Origin of the sequence: Candidatus Nitrosocosmicus agrestis (genome assembly GCF_008389435.1) — an archaeon.
Classification (GTDB): domain Archaea; phylum Thermoproteota; class Nitrososphaeria; order Nitrososphaerales; family Nitrososphaeraceae; genus Nitrosocosmicus; species Nitrosocosmicus agrestis.
The window spans coordinates 64,845-90,148 of the sequence record NZ_VUYS01000007.1; the positions used below are offsets into that span (position 1 = coordinate 64,845).

At 33.7% G+C, this 25,304-nt stretch carries 28 protein-coding genes, 2 tRNA genes and 1 pseudogene; 17 read left to right on the plus strand and 14 right to left on the minus strand.

Annotated elements, in window-relative coordinates; genetic code table 11:
• Positions 1–244 precede the first annotated feature (244 nt).
• From F1Z66_RS15300 to F1Z66_RS06065, 3 genes are all read right to left on the minus strand, one after another.
• The gene (locus tag F1Z66_RS15300) at positions 245–400 is read right to left on the minus strand and encodes a hypothetical protein (RefSeq protein WP_154670493.1); all 156 of its coding nucleotides are present in this window, start codon (positions 398–400) and stop codon (positions 245–247) included.
• A 156-nt stretch (positions 401–556) separates the two neighbouring features.
• Complete coding sequence (locus F1Z66_RS06060; RefSeq protein WP_149862714.1) at positions 557–1,096, minus strand: hypothetical protein; 540 nt, start codon at positions 1,094–1,096, stop codon at positions 557–559.
• A gap of 96 nt (positions 1,097–1,192) precedes the next feature.
• Positions 1,193–2,317, minus strand: coding sequence for a DegT/DnrJ/EryC1/StrS family aminotransferase (locus F1Z66_RS06065; protein WP_149862715.1), 1,125 nt, complete (start codon positions 2,315–2,317; stop codon positions 1,193–1,195).
• A gap of 233 nt (positions 2,318–2,550) precedes the next feature.
• Between F1Z66_RS06065 and F1Z66_RS06070 the strand changes: the two genes are divergently transcribed.
• The 6 genes from F1Z66_RS06070 (at position 2,551) to F1Z66_RS06095 (ending at position 8,714) form a co-directional block, all read left to right on the plus strand.
• A tRNA-Ser gene (locus tag F1Z66_RS06070) sits at positions 2,551–2,685 on the plus strand.
• Between the two features lie 209 nt (positions 2,686–2,894).
• The gene (locus tag F1Z66_RS06075) at positions 2,895–3,998 is read left to right on the plus strand and encodes a PQQ-dependent sugar dehydrogenase (RefSeq protein ID WP_149862716.1); all 1,104 of its coding nucleotides are present in this window, start codon (positions 2,895–2,897) and stop codon (positions 3,996–3,998) included.
• 6 nt (positions 3,999–4,004) lie between these two features.
• Positions 4,005–5,291: a hydroxymethylglutaryl-CoA reductase, degradative gene (locus tag F1Z66_RS06080; RefSeq protein WP_149862717.1), complete on the plus strand. Its 1,287-nt coding sequence runs from the start codon at positions 4,005–4,007 to the stop codon at positions 5,289–5,291.
• A gap of 66 nt (positions 5,292–5,357) precedes the next feature.
• On the plus strand, positions 5,358–6,350 hold the full coding sequence (gene hisG / locus F1Z66_RS06085; protein WP_149862718.1) for an ATP phosphoribosyltransferase: 993 nt from the start codon (positions 5,358–5,360) through the stop codon (positions 6,348–6,350).
• Positions 6,343–7,638 carry a histidinol dehydrogenase gene (gene hisD, locus F1Z66_RS06090; RefSeq protein ID WP_149862719.1) on the plus strand — a complete coding sequence of 432 codons (1,296 nt, stop codon included), beginning with the start codon at positions 6,343–6,345 and terminating at the stop codon, positions 7,636–7,638. Before hisG ends, hisD begins: the two co-directional genes overlap by 8 nt.
• Positions 7,639–7,667: 29 nt before the next feature.
• Positions 7,668–8,714, plus strand: a complete 1,047-nt coding sequence (locus F1Z66_RS06095; protein ID WP_159357516.1) for a pyridoxal phosphate-dependent aminotransferase — start codon at positions 7,668–7,670, stop codon at positions 8,712–8,714.
• Positions 8,715–8,725: 11 nt separating this feature from the next.
• On the opposite strand, the gene F1Z66_RS06100 is transcribed toward F1Z66_RS06095, so the two are convergent.
• Positions 8,726–9,553, minus strand: a complete 828-nt coding sequence (locus tag F1Z66_RS06100; RefSeq protein WP_230207474.1) for an ERCC4 domain-containing protein — start codon at positions 9,551–9,553, stop codon at positions 8,726–8,728.
• 491 nt (positions 9,554–10,044) lie between these two features.
• Between F1Z66_RS06100 and F1Z66_RS06105 the strand changes: the two genes are divergently transcribed.
• Positions 10,045–10,278 (plus strand): DUF5678 domain-containing protein, encoded by a 234-nt coding sequence (locus tag F1Z66_RS06105; RefSeq protein ID WP_149862722.1) that lies wholly within the window; start codon positions 10,045–10,047, stop codon positions 10,276–10,278.
• 184 nt (positions 10,279–10,462) lie between these two features.
• On the opposite strand, the gene F1Z66_RS15305 is transcribed toward F1Z66_RS06105, so the two are convergent.
• A complete protein-coding gene (locus tag F1Z66_RS15305) occupies positions 10,463–10,618 on the minus strand; it encodes a hypothetical protein (RefSeq protein ID WP_154670494.1) in 156 nt (51 codons plus the stop codon).
• A 79-nt stretch (positions 10,619–10,697) separates the two neighbouring features.
• On the opposite strand from F1Z66_RS15305, the gene F1Z66_RS06110 reads away from it, so the two are divergent.
• Together F1Z66_RS06110 and F1Z66_RS06115 are read left to right on the plus strand one after the other, a co-directional pair.
• Positions 10,698–11,306, plus strand: coding sequence for a nitroreductase family protein (locus tag F1Z66_RS06110; protein ID WP_201448594.1), 609 nt, complete (start codon positions 10,698–10,700; stop codon positions 11,304–11,306).
• A 178-nt stretch (positions 11,307–11,484) separates the two neighbouring features.
• Positions 11,485–12,159, plus strand: a complete 675-nt coding sequence (locus F1Z66_RS06115; RefSeq protein ID WP_149862723.1) for a phosphatase PAP2 family protein — start codon at positions 11,485–11,487, stop codon at positions 12,157–12,159.
• Positions 12,160–12,254: 95 nt separating this feature from the next.
• Here the strand turns inward: F1Z66_RS06115 and F1Z66_RS06120 are convergent, their stop codons facing one another.
• From F1Z66_RS06120 to F1Z66_RS06150, 7 genes and pseudogenes are all read right to left on the minus strand, one after another.
• Positions 12,255–12,653: a prefoldin subunit beta gene (locus tag F1Z66_RS06120; RefSeq protein WP_149862724.1), complete on the minus strand. Its 399-nt coding sequence runs from the start codon at positions 12,651–12,653 to the stop codon at positions 12,255–12,257.
• Between the two features lie 52 nt (positions 12,654–12,705).
• Positions 12,706–13,011: a KEOPS complex subunit Pcc1 gene (locus F1Z66_RS06125; protein ID WP_149862725.1), complete on the minus strand. Its 306-nt coding sequence runs from the start codon at positions 13,009–13,011 to the stop codon at positions 12,706–12,708.
• The gene (locus tag F1Z66_RS06130; RefSeq protein WP_149862775.1) at positions 12,992–13,231 is read right to left on the minus strand and encodes a transposase; all 240 of its coding nucleotides are present in this window, start codon (positions 13,229–13,231) and stop codon (positions 12,992–12,994) included. The genes F1Z66_RS06125 and F1Z66_RS06130 overlap by 20 nt, the downstream gene beginning before the upstream one ends.
• On the minus strand, positions 13,221–14,042 hold the full coding sequence (rrp42, locus tag F1Z66_RS06135; protein ID WP_149862726.1) for an exosome complex protein Rrp42: 822 nt from the start codon (positions 14,040–14,042) through the stop codon (positions 13,221–13,223). Before rrp42 ends, F1Z66_RS06130 begins: the two co-directional genes overlap by 11 nt.
• Entirely contained in the window at positions 14,039–14,776 is a 738-nt protein-coding gene (gene rrp41, locus F1Z66_RS06140; RefSeq protein WP_201448595.1) for an exosome complex exonuclease Rrp41, read from the minus strand. The genes rrp42 and rrp41 overlap by 4 nt, the downstream gene beginning before the upstream one ends.
• Positions 14,777–15,213: 437 nt before the next feature.
• Positions 15,214–15,879: pseudogene (gene rrp4 / locus F1Z66_RS16400) on the minus strand (exosome complex RNA-binding protein Rrp4); the annotation flags it as partial.
• A gap of 119 nt (positions 15,880–15,998) precedes the next feature.
• The gene (locus tag F1Z66_RS06150; protein ID WP_149862728.1) at positions 15,999–16,685 is read right to left on the minus strand and encodes a ribosome assembly factor SBDS; all 687 of its coding nucleotides are present in this window, start codon (positions 16,683–16,685) and stop codon (positions 15,999–16,001) included.
• Between the two features lie 2,163 nt (positions 16,686–18,848).
• Between F1Z66_RS06150 and F1Z66_RS06155 the strand changes: the two genes are divergently transcribed.
• From F1Z66_RS06155 to F1Z66_RS06180, 6 genes are read left to right on the plus strand one after another with little or no spacing between them, the layout of a single operon-like run.
• Positions 18,849–19,505 carry a DNA-directed RNA polymerase subunit D gene (locus F1Z66_RS06155; RefSeq protein WP_201448596.1) on the plus strand — a complete coding sequence of 219 codons (657 nt, stop codon included), beginning with the start codon at positions 18,849–18,851 and terminating at the stop codon, positions 19,503–19,505.
• Between the two features lie 47 nt (positions 19,506–19,552).
• Positions 19,553–19,903 carry a 50S ribosomal protein L18e gene (locus tag F1Z66_RS06160; protein WP_149862729.1) on the plus strand — a complete coding sequence of 117 codons (351 nt, stop codon included), beginning with the start codon at positions 19,553–19,555 and terminating at the stop codon, positions 19,901–19,903.
• Complete coding sequence (locus F1Z66_RS06165) at positions 19,896–20,420, plus strand: 50S ribosomal protein L13 (RefSeq protein WP_149862730.1); 525 nt, start codon at positions 19,896–19,898, stop codon at positions 20,418–20,420. The genes F1Z66_RS06160 and F1Z66_RS06165 overlap by 8 nt, the downstream gene beginning before the upstream one ends.
• Entirely contained in the window at positions 20,420–20,863 is a 444-nt protein-coding gene (rpsI, locus tag F1Z66_RS06170; RefSeq protein WP_149862731.1) for a 30S ribosomal protein S9, read from the plus strand. Before F1Z66_RS06165 ends, rpsI begins: the two co-directional genes overlap by 1 nt.
• 60 nt (positions 20,864–20,923) lie before the next feature.
• Complete coding sequence (locus F1Z66_RS06175; protein ID WP_149862732.1) at positions 20,924–21,280, plus strand: hypothetical protein; 357 nt, start codon at positions 20,924–20,926, stop codon at positions 21,278–21,280.
• A 50-nt stretch (positions 21,281–21,330) separates the two neighbouring features.
• Positions 21,331–22,107: a pyridoxamine 5'-phosphate oxidase family protein gene (locus F1Z66_RS06180; RefSeq protein ID WP_149862733.1), complete on the plus strand. Its 777-nt coding sequence runs from the start codon at positions 21,331–21,333 to the stop codon at positions 22,105–22,107.
• Positions 22,108–22,149: 42 nt separating this feature from the next.
• Here F1Z66_RS06180 and F1Z66_RS06185 read toward each other — a convergent pair whose 3' ends face one another.
• The gene (locus F1Z66_RS06185; RefSeq protein ID WP_149862734.1) at positions 22,150–22,599 is read right to left on the minus strand and encodes a hypothetical protein; all 450 of its coding nucleotides are present in this window, start codon (positions 22,597–22,599) and stop codon (positions 22,150–22,152) included.
• 103 nt (positions 22,600–22,702) lie between these two features.
• On the opposite strand from F1Z66_RS06185, the gene F1Z66_RS06190 reads away from it, so the two are divergent.
• A tRNA-Ser gene (locus F1Z66_RS06190) sits at positions 22,703–22,839 on the plus strand.
• 34 nt (positions 22,840–22,873) lie between these two features.
• Here the strand turns inward: F1Z66_RS06190 and F1Z66_RS16405 are convergent.
• Positions 22,874–22,951, minus strand: a complete 78-nt coding sequence (locus F1Z66_RS16405; protein ID WP_149862777.1) for a zinc-ribbon domain-containing protein — start codon at positions 22,949–22,951, stop codon at positions 22,874–22,876.
• A 544-nt stretch (positions 22,952–23,495) separates the two neighbouring features.
• On the opposite strand from F1Z66_RS16405, the gene F1Z66_RS06200 reads away from it, so the two are divergent.
• Positions 23,496–25,058 carry a patatin-like phospholipase family protein gene (locus F1Z66_RS06200; protein WP_159357517.1) on the plus strand — a complete coding sequence of 521 codons (1,563 nt, stop codon included), beginning with the start codon at positions 23,496–23,498 and terminating at the stop codon, positions 25,056–25,058.
• The last annotated feature ends 246 nt before the right edge of the window (positions 25,059–25,304 follow it).

Consider the following 25,304-nt stretch of genomic DNA (forward strand, 5'->3'; position numbering starts at 1 on the left):
TTAGTATCAATCAATCCTCCAAATAAACATAGACTATGCCCTTGAAATTGCATTAATTACAATTTTCCTTTGTTTTATTATTATCATTCGTTTATATAGTGATGTTATAACAGGTCTTTGTTAAAATCAATTGAAATGACAAGGGGAAAAGAAAATACATTTTGAAATCAAATGTAAAGCAACCCAATCATGTATTTTTAAAGGTATCTACAAGTATTAATCGAATAGACTATTATTATATGTATTAGACATTCTTATTTATTTTAATAAACAATTCTTTAGCATTCTTTCTTGCCTCTTCAGTTATTTCTTCATTAAAGATAGTATTGCTTAAAGAATCAAGAACCACTTGCCATTCCTTCTCTGTCAGTTGAATATTTTTCTTATCCGTGTTGCCCATGATAGGGTTTTTTGATTTTCTGTAATAAAATCTTATTTCCCTCTAGATTACAGCGACGGTGATACCAACAAGTAATGCAATTAAAATGATATTTGAGGAATAAAGTAGACAATTCATGAAATATGATACACAAACTGCCTTGGTATATTTTAGGGATTACATTCTTTTCGATATAATGTAAAATCCATGCGCAGAGATGATTAGGGCAGCAAGTGACATTTTCGTAGCGAATACTAAATTCCATGGGGTATCAGGGTTCGGATAGGGCATGAACAAATTGTCTAATTGCAATTGACCATTAATCAAATCAGCAGTTATCAATGCATTCCACACAATAAAATTATAAAAGAACTCATAAATAGAAATTATCAATATTGCAAGTACTATTAATTGTAATATGGATCTCACACTTTTAGGAACATTTTTTACCGTATCTGTTCCTAATTTAGTAACACAATACCAGCCCACCACAGACACAATCATAAGGTAGGTTACCAGCTTTGCTAATCCTTTGGCTGGAAACTCTGTATGTACCAGTACTTCGCCAATTATGACTTTTCCCGTATTCAAATATTCATTAAGACTTACATACAAAGAATAAAAAGTAATAACAGCCATAATAAATGCGCATATATAAAAGACATATAGATAGAATCTTCTCGACAGGAGCTCATCTTTTTCTATGCTTAATTTCATTTATAATTAATCCGATTCAATTGCTCATATAAAAATTATATAATAATAGCCAAACGAATTCTCTAGATAAAGAGTCAAAAAAAGAAGAATAGGAATCTATTTCAAAATATTTTCAAATACTTTGAGAATTCTAGACAAGTCATCCTCAGATATTAATGGATGAACTGGTAAGGACAACACATGACTCCAGGCCCATTCTGTATTGCTGAGCAAGCTAGGTGCCACGTATTCTGCTGCATTGTTTTCATAGAATGGAGTTTTATGAATAGGTGGATCATAATAAATTGTAGCTCCTATTCCTTCTTTGACAAGGCCATTCTTTATCAAATCTCTCCGAGAGTTTTCTTTAAATGCAATTGTAAACAGATACCAATTGAATTTTTTGTTAGCGGCTTCTTGTGGTAATGCAAGTAAGCCATCTTGTTCAAATTTCTTTAATCCATCGAATAAGAATTTTGCATTTGATTTTCGCATTCCCAACATTTGGTTTAACTTTTTCATTTGGGATATTCCCAATGCAGCGCTAAGTTCTGGTAACCTCAAATTTAAGCCAAATACACGGGTATCGTAACCATTTACCATACCGTGATTTCTTATCATAAGTAATTGTTCATGTAAATCATCATTATTGGTAACTATAGCCCCTCCTTCGCCGGTTGTAAGTACTTTGCTTGCATAAAAACTAAAACATCCAAGATGTCCAATTGTACCTGTTTGTTTTTGATTATACAAAGAACCAAGGGATTGACAAGCGTCTTCTATTACACTTAAAGACCTAGAACTTGCAATGTCGATTATTTCATCCATGTCGGAAGGATGACCATAAAGATGGACAGGAATAATCGCTTTTGTTTTTTCATTTACTTTTTTCTTTATATCATTAATGTCTATTGTAAAGTCATTTTTGTTTACATCTGCAAAAACTGGTTTTGCTCCAGTCGCAATCACCGAATTTGCAGTAGCTACAAAGGTAAAGGATGGAAGTATTACTTCATCGCCCGGTTTAATTCCTATGGATAGCAATGCAGCATGAATTGCAGAAGTTCCAGAATTTACAGCGATAACATGTTTCACATTAAGATAGGATTTTAAAAGACTCTCAAAATCTTGGACACGCTTTCCACCATTTTTGGCAGGCGATGTCAAGGAATTTTCAGAAAGTACATTTAAAACTTCTTGTTTGGCATCCTCATCCAACCAAGGCTTGTTTATAGGGATCATTATTGATTTACTTTCTTTTACAGATATAAATATCAGTAATAATATATCAAAATAATCATCAAGAAAATTTGAATTGGGATTTATTTTTAGATTTAAGGTTTAATTTGATTTTATTACAAGATGAAAATAAATAAATGCAAACTACTATTTTTGAAATATAAGAAAATTCTATGAATTTACTACCATTATGGGTAGTTAAAATATAATAGAGGGCATCAGTAAGTAATTTTGGTGCAGATGTGGCAGAGTGGTCATCCTAAATTAGGTTTAGGACCACAATAATGCGTCGGCCTTGAGTTGATCAAGGTTGATAACAAGTTAGCCGATTCGCCGTATGGCGAGCAGGAGTTCAAATCTCCTCATCTGCGCTGTAATGTATATTATAAATTGATTACACAAAAGCGTCAAAAACTAGTCTTGTGTCGAACGTAAATTGAATAATTTAGTGGAATTTTACTTTTATATATAATTTACCTTTGTTTAGCGAGTTTATTATTAAAGATTGTACGATGTCAATGAAATTCGATAAAATAACGTATTATAATGACGCGAACAAAATCAAAATATATAAAATAACATGAAAAAATATACAGTAGTATTAATTGGAATCGCGGTTGTCATTCTTAGTGTTATAACAATATTAAACAATCGATCTGAAACTACAATATTGCTTCCTTCTCCCAATATGGAAGATAGAGAATCATCTGTCAAGGTCATGGCAGAGGGTCTCGAATATCCTACAGGGATAGTAATTTTACCTGATGAAAGAATTGTATTAACCGAACAAACAGGCAAGACCTTGATTTTAAGTAGTAACGGATCATTGCTAAACACATTCGAATTACCCGAAACCTATTTTGAAGAAGGTGCGGGATTACTAGGATTAACTGCAGATCCTCATTTTGCTGACAATCATTTATTGTACCTTTTCTATACTTACAAGGATAACAATGATAGTAAAATATTTAATAAAGTAATTAGTGTGCAGGAAAAAAACAATAGCTTAGACGATGTGCGAATAATATTAGATCACATGCCGGCTTCAAAGCTCCATAATGGAGGAGCTATAAAGTTTGGTCCTGATGGAAAACTGTATGTGAGCATAGGTGACACAACCAATTCCGAATTGGCTCAGAATTTATCAAGTTTGGCTGGAAAAATACTCCGGTTGAATCCTAATGGCACTATCCCCACTGACAATCCATTCGAAAATTCAGCCATTTACTCATATGGACATAGAAACGTCGTGGGAATTGCATGGGACTTTAACAATAATACAATGTATTCTACTGAAGCAGGTCGAATTGGAAACGATGAAATTAATATTATCGAACCGGGAGAAAATTATGGTTGGCCAATAGAAGAATGCGGTAACTTGGAGGAAAGTCTTTTTGTTAATGCGGAATTCTGTTTTACTCCGTCTATCTATCCTTCAGGAATTGTTATCAGCAATTCTACTGAACTAAACTATTATGGAAGGTTATTGGTGGCAACTATGAAAGGAGAACATTTAAGAAGTATTGATCTCATTACAAAAGACCAATCGGCCATTTTAACTGGCTACGGCAAGTTAAAAGACGTTACCGAGGACAAAAATGGTTCTCTATATGTGATAACAAATAACAGAGGATTTTATGATAATACAGGTTCCGACAGGATCCTAAAGATCATGAGGAATTAAATGTAAATGAACACCAAGAAAAAATTCCGAGATATGACTCATGAGGAAAGACTTCATCACCTAAAGACAGAAAAAAATCTACAAGACAAGGAGATTGATTATTTTAGAAATACCGGTGCCTTAGAATTTGATATCCTTAATGGTATGGTAGAGAATGCGATTGGAATCTTTCCAATCCCTATTGGAATAGCTAATAACTTTGTTATTAACAATAAGGAATATTTGGTTCCAATGGCCACAGAAGAGCCTTCAGTGATAGCTGCTGCTAGTAATGCAGCAAAGATAGCCAAAACAAGCGGAGGGTTTGTTGCATCAGTAGATGAATCTATCATGATAGGACAAATTCAGTTAATACATGAAGATCTACACAATACCCCAAATATCGACAGTGCTATGAAATTAATTGAAGATTCCAGAAATAAAATAATAGATTTAGCTAATACCAAAAGTAAATTTGCCAAATGTATAGATGTGAAAACCAAGTACGTAAACGATGATAGCATAAACAGGCTAGGGCAAATGATAATTGTCGAAATTTTTGTAGATACAAAAGACGCAATGGGGGCCAATGTAGTTAATACCATGTGCGAGGCGGTAGCTCCAAAAATAGAAACTATAACTGGAGGTAAAGTCATATTAAAGATCTTATCAAATTATGCTACCAGTCGACTGGCAAGATGCAAAGGAACATTCCCAAAAGACGCCATCGGGGGTGAGGAAATCGTAAAAAGGATTTTGTTTTCGTATGCTATGGCATATTCTGATACATATAGGGCAGTCACTCATAACAAAGGAATAATGAACGGCGTTGATAGTGTGGCCATTGCTGCAGGACAGGATTTCAGAGCAATTGAGGCTGGTTGCCATGCATACGCATGTAGAGATGGACAATATAGATCACTGACCAAATGGTATCCAGATTCCAACGGTGACCTAGTAGGAGAAATTGAAATTCCTATTGCAGTTGGAACGGTGGGAGGAATAATAAACACCCATCCCATCGTGAAAACGTGCTTAAAAATAATGGATATAACCAATTCAAAAGAATTGGCAATGCTGATTGCTGCATCAGGATTGGCACAGAACTTTTCGGCAATAAGGGCGCTATCAAATGAAGGCATTCAAAAAGGACACATGAAACTGCATTCGAAAAATATTGCAATTATGGCGGGTGCTACAGGTGAAAAAATTGAACAAATTTCGATGATGATGATCAAGGAAGGAAACGTATCAGTCTCGCGTGCTAAAGAAATCTTAGAGACAATGAATCAGAACAAAAAAATAGAGCAATAAAACAATCCTTACAAAAAAAACAAATAAACAACACAATCAATAATACACTCGATATAGGAATTTAAGATGGGTATTGTTAAATTTGTGGTGCCCAAAGGCAGTATAGAAGAAGCCACTTTTCAAATAATAGAACGAGCATGGCAAACAAAGGTTAGCGGTAGGGGCAGAATATACAGGGTAAAGATCGGGGATCCAGAAATAGAAGTAAAAATCTTGAGACCACAAGAAATTCCCACATACGTGCAGGAAGGATTTCACGATGTTGGAATAACGGGCAAGGATTGGATAAAGGAAACTAATGCAGATGTTAAGGTACTATTAGACTTAGAATATGGTAGAGTAAAACAGGTAATAGCCATTCCAGAATTCTTTGGATTTAATAACTTGGATGAACTGATATCAGATTTTGCTGAAAAGAAAAAAACTCTGAGATTTTCCACCGAATACCTAAAGTCAGCTTCTATGTACATTAAATCAAAGGATAGTTACAAGAAATATTTTGGCGATCTAGAACCAACAATAGTAACTCCATGGTCAAGGACAGGCGACAATAAACTAGTAGAAATATTCTTATCATTTGGAGCAACTGAGGCAAAACCTCCAGAGGATGTTGACGCCGTTTTTGATATTACAGAGACAGGAACTACATTAGTTCAAAACAATCTGAAAATAATTGATCAGGTAATGGAGTCCACAGCGGTCCTAATTGCTAACAAGGAAGCTCTGAAAGATCCGGTCAAAAAAGAGAAGATAACTGATATGATTGTTTTGTTAAAAGGTGTGGTTGAAGCCAGGAAAAAGTTACATATTTTCGTTAACGTGGAGGAGAAAAATCTCGAACAGTTGTTAAATATTCTCCCTTCCCTTAAGGGACCAACCGTTAGTAATTTAAGTACCAAGGGCTGGTTTGGGGTAAATACAATAATAGATAAAGAGGAATTTATCAGACTTGTCCCAACCATTAGAAAAATAGCTCAGGGGCTCGTGATATTGGAACCAAGTCAAATACTATCCATGGATAAGATAACTTTAGACGAAAAAGAAGTAAAAATTGATTAATCTTATAGATATTAAGCAACCAAGAGAACAAGCTAATGAATTGAGAGATAGGTCTTGGAACAAGGATCTATCGATTCCAACCAAAAACGTTCTTAACATTGTTGACATTATAAGAGCTGAAGGGGATACTGGAATTTTCAAATGTATTGAAAAATACGATCACGTAAAATTAAAATCATTTATCGTTACTATGGATGAGATACAAGAAGCATATGAAAAGGTTTCGGCAAAACAAATAAAGATTATCAAACACATCAAGTCAAAACTAGAAAAAAGCGAACAAGCTGTTATAGACAATCTCAAGAACATAAAAATTGATTCAGACGGAATTAAGATAAAAAAAACCATCTTACCCATTGATAGGGTCGGATGTTATATACCAGGTGGAAAAGCACGATATCCAAGCACTATTGTCATGTGTACAGTACCAGCAAAAGTTGCAGGGGTTGGCCAAATAGTAGCGATTACGCCTCCTATGACAAATGGTGAGATAGATCCTTTGACTCTTGTGGCCGGTGATATTTGTGGCGTTGACGAATTTTATAAAATTGGTGGTGCATATGGAATAGCAGCTTTAGCTTATGGAACACAAACAATAAGAAAAGTGGACAAAATTGTTGGTCCAGGTGGAGTATATGTCTCCGTTGCAAAGTCAATTGTTTCAAAAGATGTTTCTATAGATATGATAGCTGGGCCAACCGAGTTGTTAGTTTATGCTGATGAAAAATCAAATGCCTTTTATGTCGCACTAGATTTGATATCTCAGTCAGAGCACAGTGAAGACACATTATGTGGAGTAGTAACGAAATCAAAGACTGTGGCTGATAATATATCAAGAGAAATTGACAGAATAATTAAGATCAAAAAAATTCCAAGAGAAGAACTTGTAATAAAGAGTATGGAAAATAACGGATTTATAGCATTGTGCCAAAATAATGAACAAGTAGTAGAATTTATAAATGAATTTGCTCCAGAACATTTAGAAATATTTGCCAAAGAGGACAAGGAACTGATCAAAAAAATTCATAATGCAGGTTTAATATTAATAGGAAAATACACACCCTCTGCAGTAAGTGACTACTGCCTTGGCTCTAATCATGTATTACCAACTTATAGATTCGCCAAATCAAGAGCTGCGTTATCTGTTTTAGATTTTATCAAATTGGTTAACGTGATCGAGATGAACAAAAACGCTCTCAAAAAAATTGCACCTATAATGAAAGAAATAACCTCAACAGAGGGACTAATCAATCATTATAACGCGGTAGAAGGAAGGATAAAAGAATGATAGATTGGCTGGATAGAGAGATTTCTCATATGAAATCTTTTAAACCGTACAAAAGACCAGAAAAAATCCATGAATTTCATAAACTAGATTCGAATGAAAATTTAGTTTTAGAAAGCAGATTCATAAAAACTATTGCGTTGAAATCTCTTCATGAAAGCGACTTTAGAGAATATCCGTTAGAACAATTTGATAAATTGCATAAGAAACTAGCAGAATATACCAATCTTAGTTCTAGTAACATAGGAATAGGAGGTGGATCTGATCAGATAATGGACTTATTATTATCCACCATAGGTAAAGGAAGAAAAGTTATCACATTAAATCCTACCTTCTCATATTTTATAGACCGATGCAATCTTTATAAAATACCAACAGAACAGATTGATCTTTCAGTTATAAATAATTCGTTTGATGTAGAGTTTTTTATTGCTCGAGCAAAAGAAAATGATATAATTTATATAGCATCTCCAAATAACCCCACAGGAAATCAATTCAAATTTGAAGATATAATAAAAATAGTTGAAAGACTAGATGACAAGTTAATAATAATAGATGAAGCTTATGTAGAATTTGCCGAATACAATCTGTCAGATCTTATTACTAAATATAATAATGTTATAATCTTAAGAACATTTTCGAAAGCTTTTGGTTTAGCAGGTGCACGGATTGGATACATCCTTGCCAATGCAGAATTGACAGAAGCATTTAATCAACATATCCAATTGCCATATGCTCTCAGTAGTTTTTCGATGCAACTAGCAATAGAAGCGCTACAAAATATTAGAATAATAGAAAGGAGCATAGAGGTCATAAAAAAAGAAAGAGTAAAGATATTTGAAAGACTGAAAGCATTGAATCAGATCAAAATATTTAATTCGGATGCCAACTTTTTTTTCTTTCAAACCTTTGATCAAATAGACAAAATAAAAAATGATATGTTAGCCAAAAAAATTCTAATAAAGGATTTTAAGAATATAGGTAAATATCAAGGAGCGATGAGAATTACCATTGGAAATCCAGAGACAAATGATATAATAATCTCAATACTGGAAAAACTAGAAAACAATATAAAATAAGTATATGCTGCTTACTGAGGTCCAGGTAAATCATTGGAGTTATTATTGTCATTGTCATTGTCATTGTCATTGTCATTGTTATCACCGGCAATTTTTCCATGGACATCATGTTCTTCATCGATACTATCTATCACAAGTTTCTTTTGAGTAAAGGCGGCTGTCTCCGTAGAAATGGGTGAATCCAATATTTTTCGGATTTTTTCTGCTCGTATATTTCCAATACCAGGGATACGGGCAAGTTCGGCTATCGATGCATTTAGCACGTTTCTTGGTGATTGAAATTTATCTAACAGCCTTGTAGCTACTTTAGTACCAACGCCAGGTAATGAGGTGAGGACATACAGTTGTTGAAGAAAGAATGGATTAGACTTTTTAATCTTTTTCAATAAAGGACCACTATCCTTGCTTCGAAATTGATTTGAAGTCAATAATACTAATAATTCTGCGGTATAAAAAATTGAATTAGTATATAAAACAGGTATTCGAAAATCAAGTGCGATCTTTATCAAGGTTTCGTATGCAACACGAAGTTTATCAACTATTAATTTAGAATCAGATTGAAAATCCTCCCTCGTATCTAGATCCGTCAAGTTTCCTTCAACAATAATTATGGGCTTGGCATAATGATTTATCAAATCAGAACATTGAATAAATAATCTGCCATCGAAAACTGAACTGATCAAGTCATTTATGGTTTTTCTTTCTATGATTGTTTCTGAGGAAACAATGTAATCGCCAACCAATAATTGTTTATAATCTACAAACACTCCCATTGATTTTAGTAATTCAGGAACTCGACTATTTCGCTCTCTTTCGTCAACAACTATTCTAATAGTCAAAATGATAGTAAAAAGAGGTCTTATCTTAATTTATATTATATTATATTATATTATATATTGGACATCATCATTTTAATTAAAGCTCAGTATCATATACTTATATTACCATTTTTTTAACCATTTATAGATTCAGACTTTGCTTGGATAAAGGTTTTTTTCAATAAAATTGTACTAATACTGCACCATATTCCAAAATTATATACAACTTCATACTATAGTAAATTGGGACATAAACGCTGTATGTGGATAGTATATCATGATTTTAACATGATAAAGGTTAATTTAATAAAAATAAATGCGATTCTTAATTATCGTTGAACATCGATATATCAATTCAAGGTAACTTGTTAAATTTATAAAAGGAATGATATTTTACAAAATATTGCAATTCTTTTCATATTAATTAACAGTCCTATAAAGAACATGTTTATTCGACTATTGAACTAGTATGTTTTTATGTAATAATTGAATAGTATAATTTTAGACATGAGATGAATCTAGAATTTGTCAAAGATTTGGATTTAGAAAATGTAAAAAAGATTAAAGAAAGACTTGAATGGTTTTATTTAAATTATGAATATTTTAAGAGATATTATGTTGGAAAGCATGTAGCAATAAAAGATCAAAAAGTAATAGATTGTGACAGGAGCTTGGACACATTATTAGAGCGGTTACAAATAAGAGATTATAGAGATTCTATTGCAATTGAGTTTGTTTATCCTTGATTTTGATTTTATGTATTCAATTGAATAAATACCCATGATGATATTCAATCATAATTTGAAATAATTTGATATTTGAACGAATACTGACTACAATAATGCTTGTACGTGGGTACCAAAATACCTCATAAACCAAAAAAGGTATATCCTCTACACATGATAAAAAAATTAATTGATCTACTAATTTTTAGTCTAATGCATCTCTTATCTTTACTTTAGCCTTGTTCAAAGTCTCTGAACTAGGCTTTCCTTCTGCATGATCTTTAGCTGTTTGGGCCTCTGCTTCAGCATCCTGAGATGCGTTTTTCATTTTCTTTGCTGCATCATCAATGATATCGGTCATTGGTTATAGATATACAATATTCTTTATAAGACTAATAATAATTTGATGATATTAAATATTATATTAGTTAAATTTGTTAGTGATTGACAATACTATTGAAAATAAACGTAAAACTCGATACAACATAAATTCTATATTTATTGAAAGATGGTCGCCGCGAGCGATGACCGGTGAAAGCATAACAGATGAAACTTTGATGAGTCTATTTGAAGCTGCTAGATGGGCCCCGTCTTCTTTTAATAATCAACCGTGGAGATTTTTATTTGCCAAAAAAGATACTCCTAACTGGAACATATTTTTTAATTTATTAACAGAAGGAAATAGAGCATGGGCAAAGAATGCTGCAGTATTAGTTGTAATTATATCACGGAAAAATTTCGAATATAACAAAAAGCCTTCAATAACACACCAATTTGATACCGGGGCTGCTTGGGAGAATTTAGCATTAGAAGCCAGTATTAAAGGAATAGTTGCGCATGGTATGCAGGGCTTTGATTATGATAAAGCTAGGAAGGATTTGGAAATACCATCTGACTTTGATGTAATGGCTATGATTGCAATCGGCATAAGAGGATCACCAGAAAATTTACCACTCAATCTGCAAGAAAAGGAATTTCCTAATGATAGAAAAGAATTAGCTGAAATTGTGATGGAAGGCAGATATAGCAACAATAAGAATAATAAATGACTTTTCTATTTTCAATAGGCTTTTGCAAAATAGATAAAATGTTTTTTCATTCGATCCATCATTTACCAAAGCATTGTTTGTTAAACTCACCAAATCCACAGGATTGTAAAATGATTGACTTCGAACAAAATGGAGCTCAAACTTATTATAACTTTAATAACATTGAATTTAAGAATCATTGATTAGTAAATATCTGATATTTTCAGCAATAGTTTTGTGTGTATTTTGTATTTTGGCCTTGTGTCTGTCGCCATTATCCACGATGAGAAATAATGTATTGGAGAATTATGATAACATGCTCTTTATCTTTATTAATAACGCTCATTTGCAATTTCTAGACAAAATAATGGTATACCTCACCCAATTCGGACGAGAAATATTTTGGGCATTAGTAATACTACTCTTATTCATATTTGGTAAAAGTACAGGGAGAAAAACAGCAATTATTTTATTCTTGTCAATCCTTGTTCTAATACCTATTGGAACCATGACTAAGGAAATTATACAAAGATTAAGACCAGTTATTCCTGAATCAGATTCTTTGCTGCCAGCAAGTCATGGATATTCTTTTCCTTCCGGTCATGCATTGATAGTTTCAGCTGGAGCAACAATTGCTTTAATACTATTAAGAGGATCAACTATTAATTTATTCATAGGATTTGTCTTGACAATTGAGGCAGGTTTAGTTTGTTATTCACGTGTATATGTAGGCGGTCATTATCCGTTAGATATATTGGGTGGAATACTACTTGGGGTTGGAGTATCGCTTCTGTTCGTGAGCCAAGAGAAGAGAATAGAATATTTATATTTCAGGACTATAAAAATTTTTGATAAATCAAAAACTAAAAGCTAGTTTCGCATCTTCATAATACTTGTTAAAAAGCCATTAAACCATTATGAAAATTTAATTATAATTTATTTATATTAACAGGAAAAAGGGAAGTAAGTTTATGAGGGTTGGTTAAATTTATTACTACCAGATTGCGATGAACCTGACTGAGCCATGTGCATCATTTGATTAATCTTGTTCTCAACCTCTTTGAGATTTTCTTTCACTCTAGATTCTTGTTTTCCCAAAACAACAGTTCGGGTACTAGACAATTCTTTTTTCTCCTCCAATTCCTTCAGTAGATTGTCTTTGTCAGATTTAACCAGCAAAGGGCCTGCAAGTTTGTAGACAGCATCATCTGAGGTGGTTTTCTTTAATTCTTCCAATGCTCTTTCAGTTTCAGATATCTCCAATTCTACTTGTTGCTTTTGCATCATTATTGCTTGTAGATTTTGTTGCAACTGTTGTAATCTGGCTAGCTGCTCTTTTAGCCATGGAGGTAGCTCTTGTTCACTCATTATTTATACAGAATAACTAGGTATACACTAAGATAAAAATTATTACGATTAGTTAATCATTTTGATTATCAATTTGAATAACAGAAAACGACAAATCAACCAATCTCAAAAATGATAATAGGGTAGCCCTAAACTTAGATATATTGTTACCGGAAACATTCAAAATAATGCCATTATCTTCTATTAAAGTAGTAACCTTTGTATCAAAATCGGGAGTAGATTGTATGTCTCCTTGGAGAGCAATATATGCTGAATTTAGTTGTTTTTCAGCTCTTTCTCTATGTTCTTTTAAAAAATCCGAATTAATACTTTGATTAAACTTAAAATAAATATGGATTTTAGCCCTGTAGCTTTCCAAGATTTATATCGTAGGCACCTGCAGCAACTTTGTATTCACATTTGTTGCACTGCCAAATTCCTATGGCCACCCGTCGGAATTTTAGTGAAGTACAGTTTGGACATCTTCTTTTTTGTTTTAAAGTACGATAGACTTTACCATATCTTTTTCGTACCGTAGCACCAAACTTTACACCTAGTCCTTTTAGTGCTGTTGAACCCTTTCTTCTTTTAACCGCTATTCAACTCCTTTATTTTAGAGCGGATTTCCTCTCCTTTAATTCTTGCTATTTCAGAAAACTCAACTATCTGATTAATGGAGAATGGCCCAGTAAATCCCTTTTGTACCGCTACAATGCTTCCGTCTGATTGTGTAGTCATGGTTATTCGTGCATCCATACAAGCTTCTTCTTCTGTTGTAGGATCAATTAGAACGGATTCCCCTATTTTTACAGCAGTGATTGAAATGGGGATCGTAGTAATTGGAGGGGGCATTGTTTTACCAGTATTCACCACTTTATCTTCCTGAATTTCATATACGGGGAATTTACTAGTCAATAAAGCTGCCACCACCGCATATGAAGTTGCATCAAGCAGATTGCCATCACTATTTATAATGCTGCAGTCAACGAAAACGGTGTAAACTGTCTTGCCAGGAATCAGTGCTAATTTATCCAAATCAAGCATCTCAGACTCTCGTATTCCTCTATCAACGACTCTTGACAATTCTATTGCATCTTCATCAGGAGGTCCAGGTTCAACGTGGGGAGAGGCAGTTGGCAAAACTTCTGCGGACATGATTAGTGCTCCTTTATTCTCTAATCCTTCAAATGGTTCTCCTGTTTCAACTTTAACACCTGCTATAACTTCTGTGTTTCCAAGCTTGACCTTTGCAGAACCTGAGGCTTTATCTATTATTCCAACTTCAATTTCTAAGTTTCTATATAAATCGTAATCTCGTCCATCCAATCTTTTTCCGCGTGATAATGCTTCTAGCATTTGTTGTTTTCGTAGTTGTTCTACGATTATTGTGGAACGCTTTGAGGAACTCATGCTTCTTCTTTCAACTCCATTTCATTTCCAAAATATTTTTTCATTAATGCATCTTTTTGTATTTCATATACTGCTTTGCATCCTGTTATGGCTTTGTTTAAGCATTCATTGAATTGAGTAGTTGTGAGTTTGCCATCTAGTTGAAGCAATGTAACTTGTTCTAGATTTGGCATGTAAGCAACAGGCATATCTGCATCACCTTCTTTATCTTCCAAGTCATTGACATCTAATACTATATTATCGGCTATTCTTCCTGCTGCACATGCAGAAACCAAATCTCGCATGTTAATTCCAGCGTCTGCTAATGCTACAGATGCAGCATTAATACCAGCACACCTAGATCCTCCGTCTGCTTGTAGAACTTCAACAAATACATCTATTACCGCGCGTGGATAGTCACTTAATATTAATGATGGTTCTAATGATTCACGCATTACTTTTGATATTTCCACTTCCCTTCGAGATGGGGCAGGATTTTTTCTTGTATCGGTAGAAAATGGAGACATGTGATATCTACATCTTAGAACACATCTATCTGGCAGTGCCATGTGTTTTGGATGAACCTCTCGTGGTCCATATACTGCTACTATTATCTTATTCTTTCCGAATTCTATAAAGGCTGACCCATCGGCATTTTTCACCACACCGACTGTAATTTTGATAGAGCGTAAATCATTGATTCCTCTACCATCGGATCTTATTCCGTTTTCATCCAATAATGTTAATTCTTTCAAACTATACACATCCTACTTGATCACTCTTGTTTTTTTTCCTTTTGATCGTCATTGCTATTACTGTTTGATGATTTCTCAGAATTTTCAATCTTGTGTTTTTCTTTGGTACTAGAACTCGTTTTGACGCTGTTTGACGTAGTTTGTGAGGATTCAGCACTTGCTTGTGGGGGTTCTGGTTGTGGTTGAGAAGATGTTGTTTGTGGGGTTGATTCAGCACTTGCTTGTGGGGGTTCTGGTTGTGGTTGAGAAGATGTTGTTTGTGGGGTTGATTCAGCACTTGCTTGTGGGGGTTCTGGTTGTGGTTGAGAAGATGTTGTTTGTGGGGTTGATTCAGCACTTGCTTGTGGGGGTTCTGGTTCTTGAATTCCGCCCCCAGATGCTGATGAAGATGATGCTTCGACAGCTTCTGACTGTTCTTGATCTTCTGGATCTTGAACATTTAGCAAAGTCTTGACTCTTTGCGTAAGATTGGTAGTGTGAGATTCCTCTTCTACCAATCTAATCGCCTTTGCAGCCAAACTCAGCCCTTCAGGATCTCTACCAGTAACGACTACTATACCATTTTGACCTATTATTACTCTTGTTTGAGTGGCTTGTTCTATGGTTTGAATCATAGAACCTCGTTTACCTATCAGGCGAGGGACGCGAGTAGGAGATATTTTTATAAATTCACCATATGGAATTTTCCCCAAGTCTTTATCTTGCACTGTAAGCATTGGGTCTCGTGTTCGATCAAACGATACAATTCTTGCAATAATTAAGTCACCAATGCCCAATTGTCTTCCCATATCATCCTTTGCCGGAGAAAAATCTCTTCCAAATACATCCTGAGCAGGCAGATGTGCTAGGAAACATGCGTTTATGTCAACATCCCATGATAAAGATGAACGATCAATAACCTTACCTATTACCAAATCGTTAACACGAGGAATGTAAACGCCTGACAGAGGTATTACTTTAACACCATCTTTGCCTGCCTCAGCTATTCCAACTCTTGTTGAAATCAAATAATTACCACTTTTAACAACATTCATTAAAGGTTTATAATTACCTTCGATAATTTTATCGCCAGGTATAACATACCTCCTCTTGATTTCTTGCATGTTAGAGATTGTCTACCTCCAAAAACAAAACACATGTAAACTGAAATGTTTTCATACTTTTATTTCTAAATATCTAGAATTTGTTCTATAATATATTCTGTAAGTAGTATAGCAGATAGTTATTCCTTTACTTGTGCTGTACCTTTGGTCAAGGACCCTATTCGATCCAAAAAGCTTCCTTTCATGCCAGAGTTTAATTCAATTTCGACTTTTAGTGAACCGTCAGAGAGCCACTCTTCAGACTTTAGTGCTCCTGAACTCTTTATGAAACTATAACTTGCTGAAGCATAGGAATTTGGTACAAGTATCGCCATGTGTGACATCTCTGATTTTAACGGAAGAATTTTTCTGAGAGCATCTACCACTGATTTTACTTGATCTTCAGGCTTTTTAAATGGATCAATTGTTACTCGCACATCTTCAAGAGCATTCTCTATACGTTGAATTGGATGGGGCAGTTTGGTTTTCGGGTCTATAAAGTTCTTGTTTATATACTGAATTATTTGTTTGCGTTTGTCATCCACCATTTTACGACGTTGATCGGTGGTAAGATTTAGTTCGCCTTTAAGAAGAATTTGTTTTAAAATTTCATTGTTATCCTTAGTTTTAAAGTGTTTATTTAGTTTTTCAATACTTGCTCTGGAACCTTTATTGGCATCCGAATAAACTTCGTCTGAAACTAAGACAGAAGATAAATCATTTCTTTTACCTATTTTGAATTCTAATGCCGGATCAGGTTTAACCAAGATTTCATAGCGGTCATTTCCAACAACCAATTTTACAATTGTAACTTTGGAATCAGCCATATAGATTAGGAAATGCTGTGATATATTAATTTAATAACATAGTGGTTAATACTAACCAGAGTGATTAATATGGTAAAATATGATGTCTTTACCTGTGGGATGCGGGATAAAATAAACAAAACATATTAGCATACATTGACCATGATTTGAATTTGTTTTTTCTCTGATTATTAAGGAACTTTCGATATTATCGTATTTATAGGCAAGATAAGCCACTTTTCAGGTGGGAATGGATTCAAAAATTTCCCTTTGAGGGTATATCAAGCAGAAATCGATATTAGCATAGGTTGGATTTGAGTGTGACAAAGGTTATTATTAATACATTTTGCTTTTAGTTTTCACTTTTGAGACAAAATCACAAAGGAAAAGATCCGGATCCTTTTATCAAAGGAGCAGGAATGAAATATTCGTATAATAGAATGTTCCCATTTAGCATTAGCATCATGAATTAAAGGCAGCAGTCTGGACCAAAAATATAGATTATCGTTATTATTCTAAGGTGTGTAGATTATTAAATCTAGATCTTTGTATCCTTCTCTTTACAAAATGAGATGAGCGTGTTTGAAAGGACAATAAATTATTCTAAAGGTGGATAGGCACTTTATTTTTTAGGCAAGAAGAAAGTTGTAATTAGACAAAATCAAATATAAAATTGAGTAATATTTTTTCTCTGTATCAACCAAATACAAAATAAACATCTTTGTTATAGAGGGTAAATGATAATGGTAAGCTTTAAATAATATTAAAGCAGATCTATAAACATATTAGAACCTGCAAATAGGTTATAGTGAGAACGGTTATGAATGTGAATATTTGTTTTATCTGTTATGAAAAAGAAAACAAAAAAGTTGTGTCACTTGCGACACATTTATTTAATTAATTTCCCTTAATATATCTATACTAACTCAGCTTTATAAATGGTTTAAACAAAGATGACAGCAAACTAATGGTATTATTTATTAATTTGGGTATGAATCACTTTCTTTTTATGTTAGGCCACATAAAAATTCCTACTAATTACTTTCGTACGTAGTACATAGATTTCCTTAACGATGAAGTAAATAGCCATTAGACAGTTTTATTTGGATATATCGAATTTATGACTCTATTTTAGGATTTTACCAACCTTCATTAATGTTTAGTCACCGTCATATTCTGACGATCATTCTTCAATTTTAAGATACTTTTCTACTATGATGGTACCTTTAAATCGAATTCTAGATTGCAATATGATTTCCTTTGACGTAAACATAGAGAATGTATTCTTCCCGCACATTTATCTATAGCCCAACATACAGAACAGACAAGTTCGATATAGGTGAAGACATTTATTTATTCTAATATACCAGAAATGGAGCAATATTTTTTAACAATTTCGTTTACCGGCTGTGCCTATTGATCAATACACCAATACTAATAGTATTTTATTATCAATGTAATAGTATTATTGGTGATAGTTTTTAACGATCTTTTTCAATTAAAGGTTTCATATTGTCCTTTTATGCATAAAGAAGATAGTTTGACTCCGAATAATTATCTTTTTGAATTTTATCATAATGCATTACAATGCTTTGAATGAAAATGTCAGTTATCATAAAGTCTTAAGTATAAAATAATTGTACAAATTAGGAAATAGAATGCTTTAATCAATAACTCTAAACTAATGGTTTTGGTTAAAAACGGTGCATAAGAGGGAGCAGTAGATATTGATGATTGTTTGGGTAACGTGTATAATAATGGTACTGAATTTTTTATTCACCAGCAAACGATCATAAGATCATTGACTTTTGATTAATTAATCCACACGCCAATGACATTACATTTGAAAGATTAAGTTCACAGAATGAAAACAATAGCAATCTACGGCAATAGAGTCCCAAACTTTCTAAAAGGCGAAAATAGAATGGTTTTGGAATGAATACGATGATTTACAATTTCATAAAGTTATTTTGCCAGTCTAAATCAGGCATTATGAAATCGATTTGATAATGACATCAACATCCAGTATGGGGTGAACTTTTATGTCTTGACAAAAATGTATTTTCAGATATCAATAATTAATATACAAAAGAGGGTCAATCAATATTTGATGTAGGCATCTTCGATTTCCATTATTGTGGATTCATTACATTTTTAATATCCGTGGGAATAAAGTTATTTGAATTGATCTCTATAGATTTAAAGGTTATTGAGAAACAGGATGAAAGAATAACCATTAAATTTAATAATGTACCTCGTCAATACGTAAATGCAATTAGACGATTATCCATCAGTGAGGTTCCTACTTTTGCCATTGATGATGTTGTAATTTTGGAAAATTCTTCTGTTATGCATGATGAGGCAGTTGCACACAGATTGGGTCTTATTCCACTCAGAACAGATTTGAAAAAATTCTCTTTGCCTAATGAATGTAGTTGCAAAAGTACTCTTGGATGCGTTAACTGCAGGGTATTGCTGCAGCTGGATGCAGAAGCCAACGAGAAAACCAAAACCATTACAACTTCTGAACTAATTTCTGAGGATGAATTCGTCAAACCAGTTAGTCAAGATATTCCCATCATAGTCTTGGCACCTGGACAAAAGATAAAGTTCGAAGCATATGCGAGGCTGGGATTTGGAAGGGATCATGCGAAATGGCAGCCAACTACTATTTCTGTTGTAAAATATGGAGAAAATGAAAACGAAATCTTTCTAACTATCGAAACTAACGGTGCTTTGACCGCAGAAGAAACAGTAATAGCAGCAATTGAACAGCTTAGTAAAAGCATCAAAGAATTTGGTGAAACAATTAATGCTGTTCAAATACCCACTAACCTCTAGGTAAATTTATTTGGTACTTTATACTTTTTTAAGTCGAACAGCAAGTAATGTTAAACGATACTTTAATTGATAATACGGTCTGGATTTTCCGTAAAGCTTTTAAAAATAATAAAGCCCAGATTTGGAAAGCATTGGAGAAAGAATTTTCTAAATCTCGTTCAAACAGAAGGTTGATTGATATTCAAAGGTTGGATAAAGTCACAAATAATGGAGATGTGGTTGTAGTTCCAGGCAAAGTTTTGGGCAACGGAGCATTAGGGCATAAGTTAACGGTAGCTGCTTATTCATATTCGGAGTCTGCAATAAGCAAATTAAAATCTGCTGGCGCCGAAGTTATATCACTACAGTCATTGATAAACAAATATCCTGATGGAAAAGGTGTAAGAATAATTGGTTAAAAAAGTAGCTTCTGAAAACAAGAATAAGAACAAGAATAATAAAGACAAGAATCAAGAGGAAAAACCATCTCAACAAAACAAGTTGATAGTTGTGGATGCAACCAATTGTATTTCAGGCAGAATATGTTCAAAAGTGTCAAAGTTATTACTTCAAGGAAATAGGGTATCGGTGGTAAACGCTGATAAGGTTATGGTGTCAGGAAATAAATACGAAATTATAGAAAGCTATAAGAAAAGATTGGAGGTTGGATCAATTGTCAACCCAATTCATGGCCCTTTCCATCCACGCAGACCGGATACAATCATTACCAAAATGGTAAGAGGTATGGTGCCCAAGAGAAAGTCTAGTGGAATGCAGGCTTTTAAGAAATTAAGGGTATATATGGGTGTTCCAGATGAGTTAAAAAATTCACCTATGCAAACATTTGACGATGCAAAAATCACTAGACCAGAATCGTTTTACACATCTATGAGCGATGTAGCAAAACAAATTGGCTGGAAAGGAGTTGTTCAATAATGAATAAAATAGATCTATATCCAGGACAGAGAAAAACCTGTAGAGCAGTTGCTACAATTGCGAAAGGAAATGGTAAAATAAGAATAAACAACATTCCTGCAGAAGTAATACAACCAGAAATTGCCAAGGAACTAATTTTAACTCCTACAAATCTAATTGGCGAGCTAAGAGACAGAGTAGATGTAAATGTTCATGTTAATGGCGGTGGTTTTATGGGCCAAGCATTTGCTAGTGCAGTAGCCATTTCACGAGCATTAACCGGTGAAACAAAGGGAGCAAAGGAACCAAAGGATCACCCATTTACAAAGAACATGAGAGAAGAAATTAGGAGAAAGATTACTGAATTTGATAGGCATTTACTTGTAGGTGATCCAAGACAAACAGAATCCAAAAAATACGGTGGACCTGGAGCAAGAAGACGAAAACAAAAGTCATACCGTTAATTCTTTTCAATTATCTACTTTTGATTTGCTATTTAAGTAGTACAAAATCTAAAATAGAATATGTCCCATAATGGAATAGACATAGACCAGTATATTCTGTTAATAATCTATCCAAGTATAGCATTTTTTGCAACTGGTTTTATTACAAAGAAAATAGAACTTAAAAAATCCATTACTTATTCAATTCAAGCAATTATTTGTTTTGGTTTTTCGATTGCATATTATTTTTTTATACCCTATGGCGGGGCACTGGGACTATCAATAATTCTGGGACTATTTGGATTTATGTTACTTGTTATAGCGAGAAAAGAAAAGATCTCACCTTCTGATTCTAATAATATGGATGGTATGGATACAAGTGCATCCACAAAGGATGAGGAAAAGGAAAACAGTCAAGTAAAAGGTAATAAAGAGTAGAGCAAAAGCAATTTTTTCAAATAATGATAAAAGAATAAGAAATCAATGAAATGCAATTAACATCCAGGTTTAGAATAAAAAGAATTGAAAGCATCGTTAATTTTCTTAATGATGTGCATGTTGGAAGATTAGCTACCATTGATGAAAATGGATATCCACAAGTAATTCCAATGAATTTCGTTCACTTTGTATCTAGATTAGATACTAGTAGTCGATCTGATTATGCATCAAAGACAAACAATGGATTAGACAAGAAGGCCGATGTAAGCATAGAGAAAGAAGTATTAAAAAAAAATCTCATGACCGATGCAAACAGTGAAACTTACAAACATTCTATTTATATGCACTCTCACCACAAAGGAGAAAAAATTGAAAATCTTGTACGTAACCAGAAAGTAGGCTTTGAAGTAGACAAAGAAATATGCTTCTTACCATCATATTATTTTCATCCTTCTGATGCGTCCTTTGCAGATACTTTGTATACTAGTATAGTGATAAAAGGAAAGGCAGTTATTGTTACAGACAATAAAGAGAAGGCCTTAGCGATGAATAAAATGATGCAAAAATATCAACCAGAAGGTAAATATTCAATACTAACGCCAGAATCCAAATCAATAATATATTTAACTGTAATAAGAATAGATGTAGAAAACATAGAAGGTAAATTCAAAATAGGTCAAGAGTGGACCAGTTCCTTTCGCAAAGAAATAGCAAATAAGATTATAGAAAGGGAAGGGGTTCAGAAATCTAAAGAAATTTTGAAAGATATGAAAATCAATATTTTAGAAAATGGCGATTTTGAATTGCCATTCTCATTAAGCTTGTAATAGGTAATAAACTATCTATTAATATCACCAATTAGAAACAAATCAATTATCCTCAGGAATCCTGTTCTTTAGCCCGCATATCTCAAAGGTAAATGCAATAGAGCCAATTATGTTACTTTCTTTTCTAATGGGATAGAAATTGTCTGTATATTTAGGCATTAGTTCTTCTTTTAGAGGTTTAACTTCTTCTTTAGAGACATCCAACTTCATCATGTCATTACCCAAAAGCAAATCCCATACATCAATATCACTAGTATCTTTTAGAGCTACAAAAGAGAGTATTCTTTTTGTATCTAATTTGTCCACTACTAAAAAATATGTATAATCATCTTCCGGAGAGAATGGATCAGGAGTAGTGAATGCATCAATCCTAAAATAATTGCCTAGTCTTTTTCTTAATCGCTGAGAATCAAATGACATAATAGCAAGATCAGAAATAGATAATTCTTTGATAGTGTCAAGTTTAGGACTTTGAGCTTTTAATAAACTCATACCATAGGTTGCATTACAGGGTTTTAAATATTTGTTGAAAATAACTGACAATATTAACACAAGTTTAAAATCTAACTCAGACAGAGTAAAATTAAGGGAATGGGCCGGGGTACCCAAGCTAGGTAAGCAATCAAAATCCAGCCCTAAAAGGGGTCAGCCTCGAGATCTAATAATGAGGAAAATTAAGGATAGATAGCTGATGTCCTTCCGGACTCGTGGGTTCGAGTCCCACCTCCGGCGCTTAAAATGGGGGTTCTTTCCATATTGTTATATATTAAAAATTACCGCAATAGGGACAATATTCGTAATTATCTTCAGCTATTGATTTTCCACAATAACTACAAAATAGCATATATCATTTCCGCTTTTTTAATTGCTTTGCATTTATTTAAGTTGTTTGACAAGATGTATAACAGAACAGTCTCATCATAAGGTAAATCTGTGAAATAGATATAATAAAATGATATTAATTGAGAGCTATTAGGATTCAAAAACCATTGACTAAAGAGTAAATAGATGGACTCGTTTGCTTCGGATTTGGTATCTAAAATGTGGCACTTTAGTCGTTATCCTACGTAGGTCCATGGTGGCGAGAAAGGTGAAAGGTATTGCGAAGATACGGTTGGAGTTTTCCCGGTATACTTAAAAAAAAGCAATGATATCTCGGATTCAAGAATCTCGATATATCATATTAAGAAAGGCACTTAATCTTCTACCTTATATTTCCTTGTCGAGATTAGAAACCTTGAAGGTGAGACGCCTTGTGGATTATTTTCTTATAACTCAAATGGAAAAACTATAAAGATAAATCTTTTAGGTATCTACAAAATCTGAAATTGAAGAATATTGTAACTTTCTATCAAAACCTTATAATACTATCTTGCTATAGAAATATTGTGTCAACTTCAACTATGACTGATAAAGATAACATAATAAGCAATTCTAAAACACACCGTGTACTGGTATTTCAAGGCGGGGGAGCATTGGGCGCCTATGAAGCAGGAATTTACAAGGCTTTGTGCAAAAAGCTCAGGCAATATGATTCACATGATAATGGACCATTATTCGATATAGTCGCCGGTACATCTGCGGGCGCCATAAATGCCACCTTGATAGTTAATCACATTCTTCACCCGGGAGGTGATGCTGACCCTTGGATAGGAGCAGCCCAAGTATTAGAAGACTATTGGACTGACTCAGCAACAGATACATTCCTTTACGAAGCTCCATACTTTCAGAATTTTCTAAAATCGTCAGAAATGTTTAGAGAAGGATTTGACAATTATTGGACCAATTCATTAAAAGGCTTTGATAATTATTTTCCTAATTTCAGAAACAACCCTTTTGTCCAACCATTTCATTATTTTTGGTTTGATAGATTAGGCCAGTTTGGCTCTACGGAAGCATTTAGAAAGTATCTTTCGTATCTACAATTTACTAACTTACCTATGGGTATACCTAATGTCCTTTCAGGTCCAATCTATCAACCAGATTTTCGATTTATGAATCCGTTTAACTTTTTAGTTAAATATGATAATACTGCGTTGACCAGAACCATTAAAAAATATTGGAACTATGATGCTCATCGAATAAAAACAACAGACCCTCAACCAAGGTTGTTACTTGTCGCCGTAGATGTACAAGACGCCACAACTATCACATTCGATAGTTACCCCAAAAGAAATGGTCAATTGGTCTCAGTATATGGAGATGACGATGAAGCTGAAAAGCATGCTGTGAAATATCCAGAAGGCATTGGTATAGAGCACTTGTTAACAACCATGTCTTCTCATGTACGACTTGAGTTTCCTACGTTAAATGCTACTACAGGTAAGGTCGACGGCGACCAAATCCCCTTAGGCATACCACAATCAAGACCATACATGGATGGGTTTTATCTAAGCAATACACCTTTAAGAGAAGTACTTCAGCATCATCGCGATTATTGGTACAAAGTAAAGGATATGCCCTACGAAGTGCCCTCGCTTGATGTTTACATTGGCGACCTTTATCCTCAAAAAGGAAAAGGAACACCGTATGACCCTGATGCTATCAATAACAGAGTCCAGGATGTGCTGTTTCATGATAAGACTAAGTACGATGAAAAAGTTACAACTATGGTTTCTGATTATGTTAACATCATTAATGAATTAATGAAAATGGTCAAATCCAAAGATAATGATATGAAAGACGATGACATTTACGACCAGTTACAGGAGAAATTAGATGAAAAACTAGTTAGCATCAGCAGAGATGGAAAGTCAAGAGATATCAAGGATTTGCTTAAAGGTAGGTTTACAATAAACAAAATACAGAGAATCGTATATGGGGAAAACTCTGAATCCAGAATTAAAGACGATATTTTTGGCAAAGCTTTTGATTATTCAAAAACGACAATTAAGAATTTAATTGCACAAGGATATAATGATACTCATACCAAATTGGAAAAGCAATCTTAACTTTCCATAGATAATAGTTTCACAATTATCCAGGAAAATTTTTCTAATTACTTAAGGATTTTTCAAGGTAACTATTCTCATGTCTCCCTCAAACCCTGATAAAACCCCCCAGCAATTAACAGATGACTCGTAAATTTAAACATCGAATCATAGTAAAACGCGATTCCAAAGATTTCACAAGAGTTATCAATGCCAATGGTGTTTAAAATCTTGTAAATAAGGTAACATCCATACAAAAGGTAAGGT